The 20,211-nt window shown below is 44.4% G+C and carries 13 protein-coding genes and 1 pseudogene; all 14 read left to right on the top strand.

The window, feature by feature from the left end; genetic code table 11:
• The first annotated feature begins 36 nt into the window (after positions 1-36).
• The 14 genes and pseudogenes from rpiA (at position 37) to SR187_RS03665 (ending at position 20,203) form a co-directional block, all read left to right on the top strand.
• Positions 37-711: a ribose-5-phosphate isomerase RpiA gene (gene rpiA / locus SR187_RS03595; protein WP_120171546.1), complete on the top strand. Its 675-nt coding sequence runs from the start codon at positions 37-39 to the stop codon at positions 709-711.
• Between the two features lie 234 nt (positions 712-945).
• The gene (locus SR187_RS03600; RefSeq protein ID WP_024532064.1) at positions 946-2,157 is read left to right on the top strand and encodes a phosphopentomutase; all 1,212 of its coding nucleotides are present in this window, start codon (positions 946-948) and stop codon (positions 2,155-2,157) included.
• Between the two features lie 29 nt (positions 2,158-2,186).
• Positions 2,187-2,747: a nucleotidyltransferase family protein gene (locus SR187_RS03605; protein ID WP_120171547.1), complete on the top strand. Its 561-nt coding sequence runs from the start codon at positions 2,187-2,189 to the stop codon at positions 2,745-2,747.
• A gap of 10 nt (positions 2,748-2,757) precedes the next feature.
• The gene (locus SR187_RS03610; RefSeq protein WP_024532066.1) at positions 2,758-3,567 is read left to right on the top strand and encodes a purine-nucleoside phosphorylase; all 810 of its coding nucleotides are present in this window, start codon (positions 2,758-2,760) and stop codon (positions 3,565-3,567) included.
• Positions 3,568-3,969: 402 nt separating this feature from the next.
• Complete coding sequence (gene deoD, locus SR187_RS03620) at positions 3,970-4,680, top strand: purine-nucleoside phosphorylase (RefSeq protein WP_024532067.1); 711 nt, start codon at positions 3,970-3,972, stop codon at positions 4,678-4,680.
• Between the two features lie 179 nt (positions 4,681-4,859).
• Positions 4,860-7,124 (top strand): glycogen/starch/alpha-glucan phosphorylase, encoded by a 2,265-nt coding sequence (locus SR187_RS03625; RefSeq protein WP_120171549.1) that lies wholly within the window; start codon positions 4,860-4,862, stop codon positions 7,122-7,124.
• Between the two features lie 516 nt (positions 7,125-7,640).
• Complete coding sequence (locus tag SR187_RS03630) at positions 7,641-8,120, top strand: YSIRK-type signal peptide-containing protein (RefSeq protein WP_160113876.1); 480 nt, start codon at positions 7,641-7,643, stop codon at positions 8,118-8,120.
• A gap of 317 nt (positions 8,121-8,437) precedes the next feature.
• Positions 8,438-9,586 (top strand): calcium-binding protein, encoded by a 1,149-nt coding sequence (locus SR187_RS03635; RefSeq protein ID WP_120171551.1) that lies wholly within the window; start codon positions 8,438-8,440, stop codon positions 9,584-9,586.
• 279 nt (positions 9,587-9,865) lie between these two features.
• Entirely contained in the window at positions 9,866-14,380 is a 4,515-nt protein-coding gene (locus SR187_RS03640; protein ID WP_120171552.1) for a YSIRK-type signal peptide-containing protein, read from the top strand.
• Entirely contained in the window at positions 14,380-16,533 is a 2,154-nt protein-coding gene (locus tag SR187_RS03645; protein ID WP_120171553.1) for an LPXTG cell wall anchor domain-containing protein, read from the top strand. Before SR187_RS03640 ends, SR187_RS03645 begins: the two co-directional genes overlap by 1 nt.
• 357 nt (positions 16,534-16,890) lie before the next feature.
• Complete coding sequence (gene hemW, locus SR187_RS03650; RefSeq protein ID WP_120172464.1) at positions 16,891-18,027, top strand: radical SAM family heme chaperone HemW; 1,137 nt, start codon at positions 16,891-16,893, stop codon at positions 18,025-18,027.
• Between the two features lie 119 nt (positions 18,028-18,146).
• Positions 18,147-18,887, top strand: a complete 741-nt coding sequence (locus tag SR187_RS03655) for an acyl-ACP thioesterase domain-containing protein (protein WP_120171554.1) — start codon at positions 18,147-18,149, stop codon at positions 18,885-18,887.
• A pseudogene (locus tag SR187_RS03660) lies at positions 18,874-19,028 on the top strand (NUDIX hydrolase N-terminal domain-containing protein); the annotation flags it as partial. The gene SR187_RS03655 and the pseudogene SR187_RS03660, both read left to right, overlap by 14 nt.
• 308 nt (positions 19,029-19,336) lie before the next feature.
• Entirely contained in the window at positions 19,337-20,203 is an 867-nt protein-coding gene (locus SR187_RS03665; RefSeq protein WP_120171555.1) for a helix-turn-helix domain-containing protein, read from the top strand.
• Positions 20,204-20,211 lie beyond the last annotated feature (8 nt).

A 20,211-nucleotide genomic window follows, 5' to 3' on the forward strand; every position in this document is an offset into this window, starting at 1 on the left:
TAATAGTTGTATCAGTTTTTTTCAAAGGAGCATGACATGTCGAACTTAAAAGAACAGGTCGGAATCAAGGCCGCTGAATTTGTAGCTGATGGTATGATTGTGGGGTTGGGAACCGGCTCGACGGCTTACTATTTTGTGCAGGAGATTGGCCGGCGGGTGCAGGAGGAGGGACTTCAAATTACAGGTGTAACGACGTCGCATGCCACTGCCGAACACGCAGCATCCCTTGGGATTCCCCTAAAAAATATCGACGAAGTTGAGTATGTAGACTTGACTGTGGATGGTGCAGACGAAGTTGACGGATCTTTTAATGGTATCAAGGGTGGCGGCGCAGCTCTCCTTATGGAGAAAGTCGTTGCAGTCAATAGCAAGGACTGTATCTGGATTGTTGATGAGACGAAGATGGTAGAAACTTTGGGAGCCTTCAAGTTACCAGTAGAAGTCGTTCAGTATGGTTCGGAGAATCTTTTCCGCCATTTTACCGCCAAAGGCTACCGACCAAGTTTCCGCATGCATGACGGTAAGAAACATGTGACAGATATGCAAAACTTCATCATCGACCTCGACTTACACCGAATTGAAGACACCTATGCTCTAGCAGAAGAATTAGACCGGACCGTAGGTGTCGTAGAGCATGGACTTTTCATTGGTCTTATCTCCAAAGTCATTGTAGGCACACCAGATGGACCACAAATTATCGAAAAAAAATAAAGTGAAAACGCTTCTCATTTTGATACCAATGAGAAGCTTTTTTGTGGTATAATGAAAATACGAACGTTTAGATTCTTGGAAAATCCAGTCCACATCTCGCTGGCTTAATTTGAAGCGTCATCTACCCTGATAAGCCTCCCTAGCTTGCAGTTGCAATGATGTTTCATCTGTGTCCACAGGCTTTGTTGACTGTGATTTTCTTTGACTCTAATTATTCAAAAAAAGGAGACGATTATGCCTAAATTTAAACGTGTTCACTTGGTTGTCATGGACTCTGTCGGCATCGGTGCAGCACCAGATGCAGACAAATTCTTCAACGCAGGTGTAGCAGATACCGAATCAGATACTCTCGGTCACATCTCTGACAAGGCTGGACTTGAAGTGCCAAATATGGTTAAGATTGGTCTTGGAAATATTCCACGTGATACCCCCCTTGCAACGGTACCGATGGAAGAGAACCCTACAGGTTATGTGACAAAACTAGAAGAGGTCTCGCGCGGTAAGGATACCATGACAGGACACTGGGAAATTATGGGTCTCAATATCACTGAGCCATTTGATACCTTCTGGGACGGCTTCCCAGAAGAGATTTTAACAAAAATAGAGGAATTCTCAGGACGTAAAATCATCCGCGAGGCCAATAAGCCGTACTCAGGGACTGCTGTTATTGATGACTTTGGTCCTCGCCAAATGGAAACAGGCGAGCTAATCGTTTATACATCCGCAGACCCTGTTCTTCAGATTGCAGCTCATGAGGAAGTTATTCCACTTGACGAGCTTTACCGCATCTGTGAATATGCCCGTTCGATTACCCTTGAACGTCCAGCTCTTCTCGGTCGTATCATTGCTCGTCCTTATGTCGGTGAGCCGGGCAATTTCTCACGGACTGCTAACCGTCATGACTATGCAGTATCACCATTTGAAGCGACAGTTCTCAACAAGCTGGCAGAAGCTGGTGTATCGACTTACTCTGTCGGTAAGATCAATGACATTTTCAACGGATCAGGCATTACAAATGACATGGGACATACCAAGTCAAATATGCATGGGGTGGATGTTTTGATAGATACGCTCAAGTTACCAGCATTTGAGGAAGGCTTCTCCTTCACAAACTTGGTTGACTTTGATGCTGTTTATGGCCACCGTCGCAATATCGAAGGGTACCGTGATTGCCTGCAAGAATTTGACGCACGTATCCCAGAAATCATCGACAACATGCGCGAAGATGACCTACTCCTGATTACGGCAGACCATGGGAATGATCCATCTTATGCAGGCACCGACCACACTCGTGAGTATGTGCCGCTCTTGGCTTACAGCCCAAGCTTTACAGGTAGCGGTGTTATCCCAGTCGGTAACTTTGCTGACATCTCGGCAACCGTTGCCGAAAACTTCGGTGTCGAAACTGCCATGATTGGACAAAGCTTCTTGGATAAATTGGTATAATCATAAGCAGATGGTTGAAAGGAATTGTCATGCTTGAACAGGTTGAACGCTTGATTGATGAACTCAACAAGATTGATAGGCAGTTTTTCGTAGATTACTTTGAAACTGGTAAAGTCAAAAAAATCAACCTCAAACATACCTTTGCCAAGGTGCCGACTGAGCCTATCCTGCTTTATCGCTTCAATCTGCACGAATCAATCAATGATTACCTGATGAAATCTGACATCAAGGACATCAGCTTTTACTATCGTGTAAAGACAGCGGAGTCCATTCTGGATAAAATCGAGCGTTTTAAAGAGCGGTCGGAAGGTTATCCGATCCATTCGATTTTGAATGACATCTTTGGTGCTCGGATGATTCTGACCTCCGCTCAGTTGGAGCAGGTCATGGAAAGTTTAGATGATTGGCAGGAAAAATTTGGTTTGAAAAACTGGTATCTGCGAGATAAGGATGAGTACACAGGCATTCATATCTATTTCAAAAATAAGAGCAATTTCTACTATCCTTGGGAATTGCAACTGTGGGACGAAAAGGACTTAGATCGCAATATCGCCAGTCATCGCAAGTATAAACGAGATTTCGTAAAATAAAGGAGAATGTATGTCACTAATCGAAAAAATTTATGAAACAAAAGCTTTTTTGGAAGAAAAAGGCTTGGTAAAGCCAGAATTTGGCTTGATTTTAGGTTCAGGTCTAGGTGAGTTGGCTCAGGAGGTAGAAAATGCGATAGTCATTGATTACGCAGATATTCCAAACTGGGGCAAGTCAACCGTTGTAGGGCACGCTGGCAAGCTAGTGTACGGTGATTTGGCTGGCCGCAAAGTCTTAGCCCTGCAAGGTCGCTTCCATTTCTACGAAGGAAATCCGATGGAAGTTGTCACCTTCCCAGTGCGTGTCATGAAAGCTCTTGGCTGCCAAGGCGTGATTGTTACAAATGCGGCAGGTGGAATCGGCTATGGCCCAGGTACCCTGATGGCGATTACAGACCATATCAACCTAACAGGTCAAAATCCATTGATTGGTGAAAACTTGGAAGAATTTGGACCACGTTTCCCAGATATGTCCAATGCCTACACCAAAGAATACCGAGAAAAAGCACATGCAGTTGCTGAAAAGTTAGGTATCAAGCTAGATAACGGTGTTTACCTTGGCGTTACAGGACCAACCTATGAAACACCTGCTGAAATTTTAGCCTTTAAGACCATGGGTGCTCATGCAGTCGGAATGTCAACGGTACCAGAAGTTATCGTAGCTGCTCACTCAGGCTTGAAAGTCTTGGGAATCTCTGCAATCACCAACTTTGCGGCTGGATTCCAATCAGAACTCAACCACGAAGAAGTAGTAGAGGTCACAGAACAAATCAAGGGTGATTTCAAGGGCTTGGTTAAGGCCATCTTGGCTGAATTATAATAGTTTGTAAACGTTAGTATCGTTTGTATGAGGAGGACTAGCATGAATAAACGCTATTCAAAGCAGTTATTACTTCTCTGTTTGATAACCGGAGTCTTACTATTTGTCTTGTTTGCGAAATGGGCTCTAATTGGAAATAATGCATTGAAGTTTTTAGTACTTTATTCCATTTTTTCAGTAGGCTGTTTCTGTCTCAATCTAAATAAGAAAAAAATAATATAAAGCGTGGTATCGTAAGATATACCGCTTAAATCAAAAAACTAGAAAGGCAGGGCAATCGAGTTCCTTAGAATTGAACTCGGGCTAGAGGCTGTGCAAAAAAGATAAGCCCTCCCAGACGTTTGCGTCTACAGTCGGTTTCCTATTTTTGCTTTGCCTCTTTCACGCCCTCGTATCTTAATTATGTCAATCCATATTGCTGCTAAACCAGGTGAAATTGCTGATAAAATCTTGCTTCCAGGAGATCCGCTTCGTGCTAAGTTTATCGCTGAAAACTTCCTTGAAGATGCTGTTTGTTTCAATGAAGTCCGCAACATGTTCGGCTACACTGGTACTTATAAAGGCCACCGTGTTTCCGTCATGGGAACAGGGATGGGCATGCCATCAATCTCTATCTATGCGCGTGAGTTGATTGTAGATTATGGAGTGAAAAAGCTGATTCGTGTCGGAACAGCCGGCTCTATCAATCCAGATGTACATGTCCGTGAGCTGGTTCTTGCTCAAGCTGCGGCAACCAATTCCAATATTATCCGGAACGATTGGCCGGAATTTGACTTCCCACAAATTGCTGACTTTGAACTACTGGATAAGGCCTACCACATCTCGAAAAAACTAGGTATGACAACGCATGTCGGTAATGTTCTTTCTTCGGATGTTTTCTACTCAAATATGGCAGATCGCAATATTGCCCTTGGTAAATTGGGTGTCCATGCTATTGAGATGGAAGCAGCAGCCCTGTACTACTTGGCAGCCCAGCATGATGTGCAAGCTCTAGCTATCATGACAATTTCAGATAGCTTGGTGAATCCAGAAGAAGATACGACAGCCGAAGAGCGCCAAAATACTTTCACAGATATGATGAAGGTTGGTTTGGAAACACTGATTGCGGAGTAATGTAAATCACTCTAAACTATAAAATTTTTGCAAAAAATTTAAGGCAAACTAATTTCTATTTATATGGAAATTGGCTTGTCTTTTTTTCGTAAATACGGTATAATAAAATAAGAAAGCGTTTACAAAAAAGAGGAGAAACCTTTCTGAATGATTACGTTACTATATTTAGGAGAAACACCATGATCAATTTACAACATTTTGTCCAGTCTATGTATGCCAAACGTATCGAAGATTGCACTGATCAAGAACTCTATTATGCCCTGCTCGCCTTTACCAAACAACAAAGCGAAGCCAAGTATACAAACGATCAGAAGAAAAAAGTTTACTATATCTCTGCCGAGTTTTTAATTGGCAAACTCTTATCCAATAACCTTATCAATCTAGGCCTTTATGATGAGGTAAAAAGCCAGTTGGTAGCTGCCGGCAAGGACTTGCTCGCCATCGAAGAAATGGAGATGGAACCATCCCTTGGGAATGGTGGCCTAGGTCGCCTAGCAGCCTGCTTTCTTGACTCCATCGCAAGCCTTGGTTTGAATGGCGATGGTATCGGACTTAACTACCACTTTGGTCTGTTTCGCCAGCTGTTCCAATACCATCAACAGTCAGCAGTACCAAATGAGTGGCTGACACCACGTTCATGGCTGACAGAGTCTCCGATTTCTTATCAGATTCCCTTTGCTCATTTTACACTAACATCCAAGTTGTACGACATTGACGTACCAGGATACAAGACAGACCGCAAGAATCGTCTGCGCCTGTTTGATCTCGGATCAGTTGATGATGACATCATCTACGATGGTATCGAGTTTGACAAAGAAGATATTTTCCGCAACCTGACCCTTTTCCTCTATCCAGACGATTCGACAGATGAGGGCAAAGTACTGCGGATCTTCCAGCAGTACTTCATGGTATCCAATGCTGCGCAACTTTTGATTGATGAAGCTGTTGCCAAAGGGTCAAACCTCCATGACCTGCCTGATTACGCAGTGATCCAAATCAATGACACGCACCCATCGCTGGTGATTCCTGAGATGATTCGCCTTTTGGAACTCCGTGGCATCTCCTTTGATGAAGCTGTCGAGATTGTCAAGAAAATGACTGCCTACACCAACCATACCATCCTGTCAGAAGCCTTGGAAAAATGGCCACTTGACTTCCTCAATTATGTCGTACCTCATCTGGTACCATTTATCATGGAGTTGGATCGTCGTGCAAAAGAAGTAAAGGACGACCCTGCTGTAAATATTATTGACGAACATGGACGTGTCCACATGGCGCACATGGATATTCACTACGGTTATTCGATCAATGGAGTTGCAGCTCTGCATACCGAAATCTTGAAGACATCTGAGTTGAAAGCCTTCTATGACCTCTACCCAGAAAAATTCAACAATAAGACCAACGGTATCACCTTCCGCCGCTGGCTCATGCACGCCAACCCAAGTCTAGCTAACCATCTCGATGATTTGCTGGGACATGGCTACCATCATGAAGCCGGTGAACTTGAAAAACTCCTGGAACACAAGGATAATCCAGCATTGAAGAACAGCCTGGAAGAAATCAAACAGCACAACAAACGCAAACTACAACGCCATATTGCACGTACCCAAGGACTGACCGTCAATCCGGACTCTATCTTTGACGTACAAATCAAGCGAATGCACGAGTACAAACGCCAACAGATGAATGTCCTCTACGTGATTCATAAATACTTAGACATCAAGGCAGGAAACATTCCGACACGACCATTGACCGTTTTCTTTGGAGGAAAGGCGGCACCCGCCTACACCGCAGCTCAGGATATTATCCATCTAATCTTAGTCTTGTCCCAAGTCATCAAAAATGACCCCGAAGTTGCACCACACTTGCAGCTAGTCATGATTGAAAACTACAACGTTACAGAAGCAAGCTATATCATCCCAGCAGCAGACATTTCTGAGCAGATTTCCCTTGCATCCAAGGAAGCCTCCGGGACTGGTAATATGAAATTTATGCTAAATGGCGCACTGACAATCGGTACAGATGATGGTGCCAATGTGGAAATCCACGAGCTTGTCGGTGACGAGAACATCTATATTTTTGGTCAAGACAGCCAAACCGTCATCCAGCACTACGCGCAAGGGACTTACCATCCGTATAGTTTCTACGAGCGTGAGACAATTCGTCCCCTGATTGACTTTATCACGAGTGACACTGTTCGTCAGGCTGGTGGTATTGATGAGCGCTTGTGGCGATTGCAGGACAATCTCAAGCACAAGGACTACTTTATGACCTTACTGGATTTAGAAGACTATATCCACACCAAAGAGCGCATGCTGGCTGACTACGAAGACCGGGATAGCTGGTTGGAGAAAGTGATTGTCAATATTGCCAAAGCCGGCTTCTTCTCATCTGACCGCACAATCAAGCAGTACAATGAAGACATCTGGCATTTGGAAAATTGAGTTGGAGCGGTTCAGGCCCCTCACCAAGTCCCCTTATGTGGTATGATTAGAGTGGATAACTGGCAGCAAAGACCAAATTGACATTGCCATTAAAGAGATTGAAGTTACTATCAACGGTGTAACCTATAAACTACAAAAGAAACCTATCTAATTCCCACCCAGCTCCGAACTATTTTGGAAAACTAAAAATCAATGAGATTATCTTTCTCCCTTTCTCCAAAGATAAATTGGTTTTTGATTCGGTAACATCCATAGTAGAGATTTAAAAGGAAATGGAAAAATCCTTATTTTCAGACCTTAGTCCGCAACAACTGAGCATAATCTTAACATTGAAAACAACAAAAACAGCTCCCCCTTCAACCTAGAAAAGAAGGCGATTACAAAAAAGTAGATAAAAAATAGATTTCCTACAGAGGATGAATACTTACACCCCGTGGAAGTTTGGTACAATAGTCATATCTAGGAGAGAGGTGCATCATCTCTTTCCAAAAAAACAATAAAGGAGTGACACTTACAGTGTTTTCATGTAAAAAAGTTAAAGTCGGCCTTGTTTCGGCTGCAATCGCTTCATTACTTGTCTTGGCGTCAAGCCCAGTTGCTCAAGCTTCTAGCTATCGGAGTTCTGATAGCATAGGCTTCGAGTTTGACAAAGATGGAGCACGGGGTTCTGATAGCTTAGGCTTCGAGTTTGAGAAAGATGGAGCACCAGGCTCTGATAGACAACATGACAATATCCCTCCTCGTGGTGGTGGCAATATTGAGATTTGCAACTATGACGGTGGTAACGGTATTATCTCAATCTGTCGTGGTTCAGGTACTGGTCGCTACAATCATTGGGGCTATAATGGCTACAGTGGCGGTAGCAACAAAGAGTTAGGCTGGGAGTACGAAAAAGACGGTGGCAATGGTCCTAGATACCATGATGACCTTGGTCCACGTAACACCCTCGGCTTAGGTAGTGTTCTGGGGGATATGGGAAGAGCCATCCTTCATTAGAATAACCAACCGGTCATTCGGATAAAAAAATTGCTACAAATTCCTTTTAACCAACAAAACAATCATCTGTCGTGCGGGTGATTGTTTTTGTTTGCCTATATAATGAATGTCCTACAAAACCAATCGCCTTGTGCTATAGCACCGATCGCTTGACAAGCCTTCGCATATTTTCTACTTGGAAAAGGAAAAGTCACCTCCTGACAAAAAATAGATGACCTACAGAGGATACATACTTCCGTCTGATATAATGTTTTACATTCTAGGAAGAAAGAGGTCTCTTCCTGCAAAAGTAAAAAATAGATAAAGGAGTTGTATCAATGTTTTCTCATAAAAAAGTAAAGCCTTCATTGCATACGGTGAAGCCCCTTATAGTGTCAGTGGTTATCCTCCTCCTACTCTCCATCCTAATGGCAGGGACGGTTGTTCGTTCCGAAACTTGCACTGGTAGTGGAGGTATTAGTGGGAATAACCTAAATACTCCGTTGCAAGGCGCCGAGGGGGATAATAGTAGTCTCCGTGGTGACAACTCACGCACTCTCCTAAAGGGGGAGGAGGGCGCAACAACTCACCCTATCTTGAGCGGCAACAATCGGGGCAGTCATAAGCTCCCAGGAGATGGTGGTGAAACTCAGCCACTCCCAGGTCTTATAGGTGGAAGCCGAGGTAATAACGCACTTTCAGGAGAATCAGGTAGTACCAGCGCTCCTATTTTTAGTGGCAACAGTGGCGGTGTCAAACTTCCCGGTTTAGAGGGAGAACGCGGCAATGATGGTATCAGCGGTCGTACTCCTAAGCTTCCCGGCTTGTCAGGCGAGCGCTCTTGTCCTTTCTCTGGCACCCCTGCTCAATGTCCCCTCTCCTGCTCCCAAGTGGAGCTTACTCAGCTAGACTGTCGCCAGGTTGAAGTCAAATTGGAATCCCTGCCTACTGTCTCAGCTAGGGATGGTTGTGAAAACCTCCCCTATATCCGGATGATAGTCGTCCCTGCCATGGCGCCTGACTCCCTTCCAGAAGTTGCATCCTGCAAAGAAACATGCTTGAAAAAAGTGATAGAATATTGCAAAGTCCAGCCCAGTCCAGATGGCAAATGCCAGTCCTCCCAAGGGGACACCTGTAAATTTGAGGTGGTTGCTTGTCCTGTAGAGCACCTCTATGAAGACCATCCCTATATCATCCTATCGAAGACTTGCCCCGTAGCAGCCAGCCAGTCTGCTGGAGAGGGACAAGGACGGGTGCACCTATGTATCTCCCTAGCAGAAAAATCCCCCCAACAGTCAGCAGAGAGTCTCGCTAGGATAAAAGCTTTCCGATGTGCAGATCTTTCAGAAGCCACGGGCAAATCAGATGACAGATTTGTGATTCACTGGCTTATCCCTCACGAACTAGCTGATAAGAAACGCCTTTGGATCATATGGATTCCTGTCTTACCGCTCTCTCCTGCTTCCCAACAACCATCTGCAAGCTAGCGGATGGTTGCGGGGTTTACTAGCAATGAGTGGAATCTAGCAGTCACAAAAATGAGAAAAATGCACCTTTTCTACTATGAGTACGTCCCTACTCCTTACCTTTTCTCCCTACTTGGAAAAAGAAAAAAACTCCTCAAAAGTTATCCTTCAAAAAAATTAGATAAAAAATAGATTTTGTACAGAAGACAAATACTTCCGTTTGATATAATAGTCCATGCTCTAGGGAAGGGGTAAAGACTCTTCCTTGCAAAAGCTAGAAATCATAAAGGAGTTAGTGAAATGTTTTCACACAAAAATAAAAAGTATTCATTACGTAAAGTGAAAAATGGCGTAGCATCAGTAGTTATCGCCTTATTGTTTGCCTCAGTGACTGCTCCAGTTGCTCAGGCTGAAGATCCTGCTACTTTTGATCCAAGTGGACAACGTCCTCAAGCTAGACTATGGGGGACTGGCTACAATGGCTTGCTCTTGAAGGGTGATGTTAGTATAACTAGCATTGGTGGCTCAGGAGGAAGCAGAGGTAGTGAACATGATGAAAATAGCTGCCCTAGACCTTGGGGTAAGGTAGGTGACCCATCTGGTGAGGTTTGTCCTGAAAGTGGTCCACTTGCAGGCGAGTCAGGCTTGAGCGGCAGCAATAAAGGCAAGACACCCCTAAAAGGTGAGTCAGGGTTGAGCGGTAGCAATGAAGGCAAGACACCCCTAAAAGGTGAGTCAGGATTGAGCGGCAGCAATAAAGGTAAGACTCCTTTAAAAGGTGAGTCAGGATTAAGCGGCAGCAATGAAGGCAAGACACCCCTGAAAGGTGAGTCAGGCTTAAGCGGCAGCAATAAAGGTAAGACACCCCTGAAAGGTGAGTCAGGCTTAAGCGGTAGCAATAAAGGTAAGACACCCCTAAAAGGTGAGTCAGGTTTAAGCGGTAGCAATAAAGGTAAGACACCCCTGAAAGGTGAGTCAGGCTTAAGCGGCAGCAATAAAGGTAAGACACCCCTGAAAGGTGAGTCAGGCTTAAGCGGCAGCAATAAAGGTAAGACACCTCTAAAAGGTGAGTCAGGTTTAAGCGATGAGAATGGCCCTATCGTACTTCCAAGGCTAGAGGGTAACAATGGTGATGATGTGTTTCCAGGATTACAAGGAGAACGTGGTGAGGAAGAGCCTGGCTTAAGCGGTCATAGTGGTGACATTCTTCCAGGTTCAGGCGGTGAACGCGGTGGCTTAAGCGGCAGCAACGAAGGCAAGACACCCCTAAAAGGTGAGTCAGGATTAAGCGGCAGCAATAAAGGCAAGACTCCTTTAAAAGGTGAGTCAGGATTAAGCGGCAGCAATAAAGGTAAGACTCCTTTAAAAGGTGAGTTTGGCTCTCGGAATGACAAGGATGAACCTGGGTTAAGCGGCAGCAACCAAGAGCAACCAACGCTAAAAGGTGAGCCAGGTTCAGGAAATAAAAACAGTCAAGATCCTGATCTCAGTGGTCGATGTCCAGATTGGGCTCCGGGATGTACTACTGAAAATAATAATATATTTGATCCAAACTGGGGTTCAGGAGAAAGAGAACGCAATGGCTTGAGCGGCAGCAATAAAGGCAAGACACCCCTAAAAGGTGAGTCAGGATTAAGCGGCAGCAATAAAGGCAAGACACCCTTAAAAGGTGAGTCAGGCTTGAGCGGCAGCAATAAAGGTAAGACTCCTTTAAAAGGTGAGTTTGGCTCTCGGAATGACAAGGATGAACCTGGGTTAAGCGGCAGCAACCAAGAGCAACCAACGCTAAAAGGTGAGTCAGGCTTGAGCGGTTCCCAAGGAGATCCGCATATAGATTCTGGTTGGCAACGTGGTACATGTACTGGAGATGGTGGTTGCACTATTGGTTTCCGTGGTGGAACAGGAGGCAGCAACCAAGAGCAACCAATGTTAAAAGGTGAGTCAGGCTTGAGCGGTAGCAATAAAGGTAAGACTCCTTTAAAAGGTGAGTCAGGGTTGAGCGGCAGCAATAAAGGTAAGACTCCTTTAAAAGGTGAGTCAGGATTAAGCGGCAGCAATAAAGGCAAGACTCCTTTAAAAGGTGAGTTTGGCTCTCGGAATGACAAGGATGAACCTGGCTTAAGCGGCAGCAACCAAGAGCAACCAACGCTAAAAGGTGAGTCAGGGTTGAGCGGTAGCAATGAAGGCAAGACACCCCTAAAAGGTGAGTCAGGCTTGAGCGGCAGCAATAAAGGTAAGACTCCTTTAAAAGGTGAGTCAGGATTAAGCGGCAGCAATAAAGGTAAGACTCCTTTAAAAGGTGAGTCAGGCTTGAGCGGCAGCAATAAAGGCAAGACTCCTTTAAAAGGTGAGTCAGGATTAAGCGGCAGCAATAAAGGTAAGACTCCTTTAAAAGGTGAGTTTGGCTCTCGGAATGACAAGGATGAACCTGGGTTAAGCGGCAGCAACCAAGAGCAACCAACGCTAAAAGGTGAGTCAGGTTCAGGAAATAAAAACAGTCAAGATCCTGATCTCAGTGGTAAATGTCCAGATTGGTCTCCAATTTGTGACCCTAATAATAATCATCCATTTGGACGAACTCCTCACGGTTCAGGAGGAAGAGAACGCAATGGCTTGAGCGGTCATAATGAAGGCAAAACACCCCTAAAAGGTGAGTCAGGATTAAGCGGCAGCAATAAAGGCAAGACACCCTTAAAAGGTGAGTCAGGGTTGAGCGGCAGCAATAAAGGTAAGACTCCTTTAAAAGGTGAGTCAGGGTTGAGCGGCAGCAATGAAGGCAAGACACCCCTAAAAGGTGAGTCAGGGTTGAGCGGTAGCAATGAAGGCAAGACACCCCTAAAAGGTGAGTCAGGGTTGAGCGGCAGCAATAAAGGTAAGACTCCTTTAAAAGGTGAGTCAGGATTAAGCGGCAGCAATAAAGGTAAGACACCCCTGAAAGGTGAGTCAGGCTTAAGCGGCAGCAATAAAGGTAAGACACCTCTAAAAGGTGAGTCAGGTTTAAGCGATGAGAATGGCCCTATCGTACTTCCAAGGCTAGAGGGTAACAATGGTGATGATGTGTTTCCAGGATTACAAGGAGAACGTGGTGAGGAAGAGCCTGGCTTAAGCGGTCATAGTGGTGACATTCTTCCAGGTTCAGGCGGTGAACGCGGTGGCTTAAGCGGCAGCAACGAAGGCAAGACACCCCTAAAAGGTGAGTCAGGATTAAGCGGCAGCAATAAAGGCAAGACTCCTTTAAAAGGTGAGTCAGGATTAAGCGGCAGCAATAAAGGTAAGACTCCTTTAAAAGGTGAGTTTGGCTCTCGGAATGACAAGGATGAACCTGGGTTAAGCGGCAGCAACCAAGAGCAACCAACGCTAAAAGGTGAGCCAGGTTCAGGAAATAAAAACAGTCAAGATCCTGATCTCAGTGGTCGATGTCCAGATTGGGCTCCGGGATGTACTACTGAAAATAATAATATATTTGATCCAAACTGGGGTTCAGGAGAAAGAGAACGCAATGGCTTGAGCGGCAGCAATAAAGGCAAGACACCCCTAAAAGGTGAGTCAGGATTAAGCGGCAGCAATAAAGGCAAGACACCCTTAAAAGGTGAGTCAGGCTTGAGCGGCAGCAATAAAGGTAAGACTCCTTTAAAAGGTGAGTTTGGCTCTCGGAATGACAAGGATGAACCTGGGTTAAGCGGCAGCAACCAAGAGCAACCAACGCTAAAAGGTGAGTCAGGGTTGAGCGGCAGCAATGAAGGCAAGACACCCCTAAAAGGTGAGTCAGGTTCAGGTGGTGAACACGATAAAGATAAGTGCGTTCCTAGACCTTGGGGTACGGTAGGTGACCCAGCTGGTGAGGTTTGTCCCAGAGATGGTCACTCTCCCAGTTTAAGCAATAACAGCGAAGTTCCGACTCCAACTCCCCTAACCAATGCGTCAGGCTCTCAGAACAATAATGGGAGGTATCCCAGTTTAGGCTCGAATAATGGGAACAATCTTCCAGCTCCCTCTCCACTGATGAGCGAGTCAAACTCTCAAGGTGGCGGTAGTGAGCACCGTCCCAGTTTAAGCACTAATGGTGAAAATAGTCTTCCAACCCCGGTCCCAGCTCCTCTGATTAGTGATTCAGATACCCAGTCTGGCAATGGTGGTACAGGCTCACAAAGAGACAGTCTTCCAACTCCAGTCCCAGTTCCTTTGACTAGTGAGTCAAGCACACAGTCTGGTAATGGCGGTACAGGTTCACAAGGTGACCGTGTGCCAGTAGCACCAGCGCCTCTAACTAATGGTACAAGCACTCGGACTGGCAATGGCGGTACAACCCCTCAAGGTAGCGGTCTTCCAACCCCAATGCCTTTGACTAGCGCTCCAAGCACTCAAGCCGGTAATGGCAGCTCAGCTTCCCAAGGTAGAAGTGGTGGTCGTGGTGCTAGTCATGGTACTCAAACCACTCCTCTAGCCTTTACAGGTGAGTCTGGCTCTACAGGTCTTGCTCCACGTGCTACACGTACTAGACGTAGTGTGAGTGGTACTACAAGTACAGGTGGTTCCTCAGTAGGAGGTCAAACGACCAACACGACTGGCAACCAATCAGCGAACAATTCACAATCAAACAACCAAAACCAACAATCGAGCGCTCCAGCAGCTACATCTGCTGCGACAAACGCTCAATACCAAGCTAGTCCAAAGCATCATAAGGTTTCAAAATCAATCACGAAAAAGACAGCAGATGCTTTGCAGTTTGTTTGGATTTTACTGCTGGTGATGATCCTGGCTATTGCAGGTTACCTCGTCAGCAAAAAAACACCTACAACTAAGGAGATGAAGTAGTGACACACAAGCACATCCAGTCCTATGCAAAGAAGGGGATTCGTCTGAAATCCTCCCTCTTGCTGGCGACAAGTTTAGCACTATTGGCAGCAGGCTCTGTTTCCGCCTCTGCCAATGAAGTGACATCTGAAAAAGACATGCCTACCAATCAGGAAGCGGCAAGTCGTACTTCATCCGTCTCGTCTCAGCCAGTCTCTACCTCTGCGACAGAGGAAGTGACTGCTGCGGCAGAAAAACTAGATGAGACAACAGCGATAGAAGAAGCGAAAGAGTCAACCGTCTTGGAAAATCCTCTTTCTGTAAATCCTATCTCTCCTGGAGATAAGACTATTTCAGGCGAGACCACTCCAGGTGCTCTAATAGACATCAAGGTGGATGAAACTTCTCAAATCTTGATAGTAGATCCTGTATTTGCAGACAGAAAAGGAAAATTTACCCATGAGCTCAAGCAGCCTGTCCTCTATCATCAAAAGGTTGAAGTAATCTCTACTCACCCAAGACTCATGGAAGAGGAAGAAGTAGAGCTTGATGGTGGAGAGACCAAGGTAGAGCAGACGACTCCACGACACCCTCAGGCTTATCCTATCCCTACCAAACCCCTCCAAAAGGTAGGAAACCAGCATCAGGTATTGGTCGAGCCTCTCTTTGAAGGTGCCAAGAAGATACAAGGACATACCTCTGTTGAGGGGACTGTCTATGCCATGATTGGTGGCACCATTGTATCCAAGCCTGCTCAGATAAAGAATGGTTATTTTGAGATTGAATTTTTAGATGCTTTAGAAGCAAGCACCTTTAAAACCACTCACAATGTAAGATTATCTTTCATCTCAAATGATGGTCTACCAGTGATGCAGGCTGTCCCAGTCTACCCACTGGGAGAGACTCTCAAGGAGAAGCCAAAACCTTCTCACACTTATCAACCTCTGACAGCAAGTAGCACAGAGTTTTCTGGGATGACCGAGCCTTTTGGCCGGGTCCAGCTCTACAATGCTGAGACAGGTAGCTTTGTCCTAGAAGCATGGGCAAATGAGGAAGGAAAGTACTCTGAAAAATTACCAGCATTGACTAGTAACCAGCGCTATTACCGTCTCTTTATGGGTCTCAACAATGACTATCAGATGTTAGTAGAGCAGACCGTAGACGGAGCAGATAAGCAGATTCCTTCTTCACAGGTCTTGGAGATTTTGGATCGCATCCTCTTTGACACCTCAGATGTTGTCTCTCCTTCTAGTCCACTAGAAGTACCAAGTATTCACAATCAAAAAGAATACATAGCTGGACGTAGCAAGTACGCTCACCACTTCGTCCGTATCACATCTTCTGTGCCAGATAGAAAGTTCCCTACCATTATGACCAGCGAACTTGGTTTCTGGGGAATTGACTTTAGAGATTTGGACATAACACTGGAGCAAGGCGAGCAGTTGACCTTTGAGGTGATTGATCCTAAGACCTTTGCGGTCGTGGCTAAACAAAGCACGATTGTCAAAGGGATCAATGATGGGGTAAAACCAGAAGAGCACTCCTTTGTCTTGCCGACGATTACAAGTGATACAGGCTATGTGAAAGGACAGGTTGCTCCGAATGTTCGGATTTTTGTCCATCAAGGTGATAAGCTCTTGGCAGAGACTATCTCGACTCCTGAAGGAGACTTTGAGATTGACTTTGGAGAGACGGTATTTAAGCCAAATAGCGTGCTGACATTTACCGCCTTCAACGCAGAAGGACGACAAGTCCTTTGGAATAAAGTTTCTGTCAAAAGAGGAGAAGGCAAGCGCATTCGGAAACCTGAGAAAAAAGCAGAAGTTCAAAAGAAAGCGCCAGATGCTCTTGTCGATACTCAAAAGAAACAGGCAGATAGTTCTAAAAAAGTCCTCCAACCACAGGATAACCCTTCTATAGACAAGAAAACAGAAAACAAACGACCGCTTGACCCATCTACAGAGATCAAGGTTCTTCCAAGTGATGAGATTCCATCTGTCACAGGAAAAGAGTCCCAGCAAAACGCTCCTCTTTCAACTGTAGCCAGCGAAGGAAAAGCTGCATTACCGCGCACAAATGCAACACCTTCTCTTGCTCTGATGTTGACAGGCTTGATCAGTCTAGGAGCTACAGCTCTTATAATCTTGAAGAAAAAACGGTCAACGGATAAATAATATTTTATTCAACACTCCAAGATATTTCATAAAATACTTTATAAAACACTTTACAAACTATCTATTCATAAAATACTTCACAAAACATTTCACTTAAGTTGCCAAACAAAAACCCTAATGTTTGAGCAACAGCATACAACAAAAGAACTACTTCCGATAATGGAGGTAGTTCTTTTGTTTGTGGCAGAAAGTGCTATCACGACATAGCCGATAGGATGGGCTCTATTGATACATGTCATTTGAATCAGTACGACAAAAAGACTACTTTCTCCGGAGAAGTGCGGCAATTCCGCTGATTTTGCGGGCAAAGGAGTGCCTGTGAAAATAATTTCTCCCACATTGTGCTATAATAGTTTTATGCAAAAACGACCGACATCAGCCTATATTCATATTCCATTTTGTACGCAGATTTGCTACTATTGTGATTTTTCCAAGGTGTTTATCAAAAACCAGCCTGTTGATGAGTATCTGGCAGCTCTGATAGAGGAGGTCACCTTTTACGATTTGCCAGCCCTCCGTACTCTCTATATCGGTGGAGGGACTCCATCAGCCCTATCAGCTGAACAACTGGATTACCTGCTGACCCGTCTGGAAGCAGTAGTGGACCTGTCGCAGCTAGAAGAATTTACCATTGAGGCCAATCCCGGAGACCTGACAGTCGATAAGATTGCAGTCCTGCAAAAGTCCAAGTGCAATCGGGTCTCTCTGGGAGTTCAGACCTTTGATGATCGCATGCTGAAAAAAATCGGTCGCAGTCACAATCAAGCTCAGATTTACGAGACTATCTCATCTCTCAAGGCTGCAGGGTTTCACAATATTTCCATTGACCTCATCTACGCCCTACCTGGCCAGACCATGGAGCAGGTGGTGGACAATGTTGCTAGGGCGCTGGAGCTAGATATTCCCCATCTGAGCCTCTACAGCCTGATTTTGGAGAACCACACGGTCTTTATGAACCGTCAGCGCCGCGGCAACCTCCATCTCCCCAATGAAGATGTGGAGTCAGACATGTTTGACTATATCCTCAAAGAGCTGGAGAAAAATGGCTTTGAGCACTACGAGATTTCCAACTTCACCAAGCCCGGCTTTGAAAGCCGCCATAACCTTATGTATTGGGATAACTCCGAATACTACGGACTGGGTGCAGGAGCTTCAGGCTACATAGACGGTATGCGCTACCGCAATCGTGGTCCCATCCAGCACTACCTCAGATCCATCCGTGAAAAAAGACATTCTCGCCTGCATGAGGAATTTCTCAGCAAGACCGAGCAGATGGAAGAAGAGATGTTTTTAGGGTTACGGAAAAAAGCTGGCGTATCAATTGAGCGCTTCGAGGAAAAGTTCGGTGTGTCCTTTGAAGCTCGCTACGGTCGAGTCGTCAGAGACTTAAAAAATGAAGGACTCTTACAAGAAGAAGACCGCTTTATCCGAATGACGAAAAAAGGTCTCTTTCTAGGTGATACCGTTGCCGAGCGTTTCATCTTGGATGAATAGGATGGTCACCGGTGCCTGATGGGATGTTTAGGCGCAAGACCGGTAGCTACCGTAGATATTTCTATCGAGCGAATCGCAGCGGATAAAATGGTTTAAAATAGTAGAAAGGTTGGAGTGATATGGGATTAACCTACCAAGAAGAATGGACCGTCCCTTTTGACATGTGTGATGTCAAGCAGGAGGTCAAGTTGCCTGCCCTCATTTCCCACTGTCTGGCAGTCTCTGCTCGGCAGTCCGAGGAGCTGGGGCGCAGTGATCTATTTGTTTATCAAGAATACAGGCTCATCTGGGTGGTGACAGATTACGAATTGACGATTGAGCGCCTTCCCAAGTACAGTGAAACAGTCCTCATTCGGACAGAAGCTGTAGCCTACAACAAGTTTTTCTGCCAACGGACATTTGTCATCTATGATACGGAGGGCAATCGTCTATTGGATATTCTGTGTTATTTTGTTTTGATTGATTTTGACAGTCGCAAGCTTTCCCCTGTACCAGAAGAGCTGATTGCTCCGTATCAGTCTGAGCAAGTCAAGAAATTACCTAGAGTTCCCAAGTACCAAGATCTGGAAGAGCCGATTGTTCAGTCGTTTCCTGTCCGCTATTTTGATCTGGATATGAATGGCCATGTCAACAACGGTAAGTACCTGGAATGGATGTATGAGGCTCTGGGCTATGATTTTCTGCTCTGCCATTGCCCTCAAAAAATCCAACTGAGGTATATCAAGGAAGTGGCACCGAAAAGTCAGGTTAGCTCGCTCCTTTCCCAAGTACACCTAACCAGTCAGCACGAGATTGTGGTCGACGGTCAGATCCACGCCCAGGCAGTCATTGAGTGGAGGGAGAGCCATACCGCAGGATAGACGGTTGGAATGGGCAGTACGTCTGCAAGCTCTGGCACAGACGAGTTAGCCTGCGGGAAAGATGTTTACGACATCGAACGTTTCGAGGAAATCCGCAGTATTGCTGCTGAAATGCTGGCAGAGTCTTCAGGTCATCCCTTGTAAGTGGTCGAGAGTCTCTTTTGCGCAGATGAAAAGACGATTTCCTTTTAGGAAGCCGTCTTTTTTGATGTTGTCGAAATACGACATATTGTGGTTAGTGTAAACAGATACATAGTTCCCATAAAAATATTAGTCCGAAATTTTGGGGAAATATCTCAATAGAATAGAGAAGATGTACATGATAAACAATGAAGAAATATTGTGATATATCCAAATAGGCATTTTCTAAATAAAAATATAAAAAATTTACATTTTTGTTTAAGAATGATAAAATATATTGCTGCAATAAAAATAGAAAGGTAGATATTATGGGAACGTTATTGGCTACTAGGATTAAGAGTAGAAGAAAAGAATTGAAATTATCTCAAAAAGAATTAGCAGAAGGAATTTGTAAGCAAGGTCAAATCAGTCGTTTGGAGAACGGAGAATACACTCCAGGTTCAGAATTATTGCATCAGTTAGCTAAAAAACTTAAAGTGAGTATGGATTATTTTTTTGATGAACAGGTTTCAAATGAAAATTCAGAACTTACTGAGTTTAAAAAAATAGCTAAAACATTTATTGCTCAAAGGAATTATGAATCATTGAAATATATCTATGATTTAGAGAAAGAAACGTCGCATCGCTTATCATTGTCAGATAAAATATATCTGGAGTGGATTGCATCTTTAGTTGATTTCTATTTCCACGGTAGAAAGAAGGAGGCGATAGAAAGGTTAGAAAAGTTATTACAGTCACTTGATAAATCAGATATTAACTTTTTGCAAATTTCTAATACCCTTTTTAATTTCTATTACGATACAGAAAACTTAGCTAAATTTGATTTAATAAGGGAAGAGTTAAATGTTCAATTACATCAATTAAATTTAAGTACAATAGAGGAATTGGAATTGTCTATAAAATTTAACTACAATCTCAGTCGTTACTATTGGTTACAAAAAAATATTGAATTGGCTATCAAACAAGTATCAGCAACTATTAAGCTGTGTCAAGAGTATCGAACCACATATTTACTAGCGGATTTATTTTTATTATTGGGGAATCTCAGTCAAAATTTTTCAGAAAAAACGACTGCTAAAGGCTACTTTGAGATTGCACATTTTTTATATAAGCAAATCGAAGATAATAAAGAGATGGCTCTGACAGTAGAACACTATATTGCAGATAAATTTTAAGATTAGAC

Source organism: Streptococcus ruminantium (assembly GCF_003609975.1).
GTDB classification, from domain to species: Bacteria; Bacillota; Bacilli; order Lactobacillales; family Streptococcaceae; genus Streptococcus; species Streptococcus ruminantium.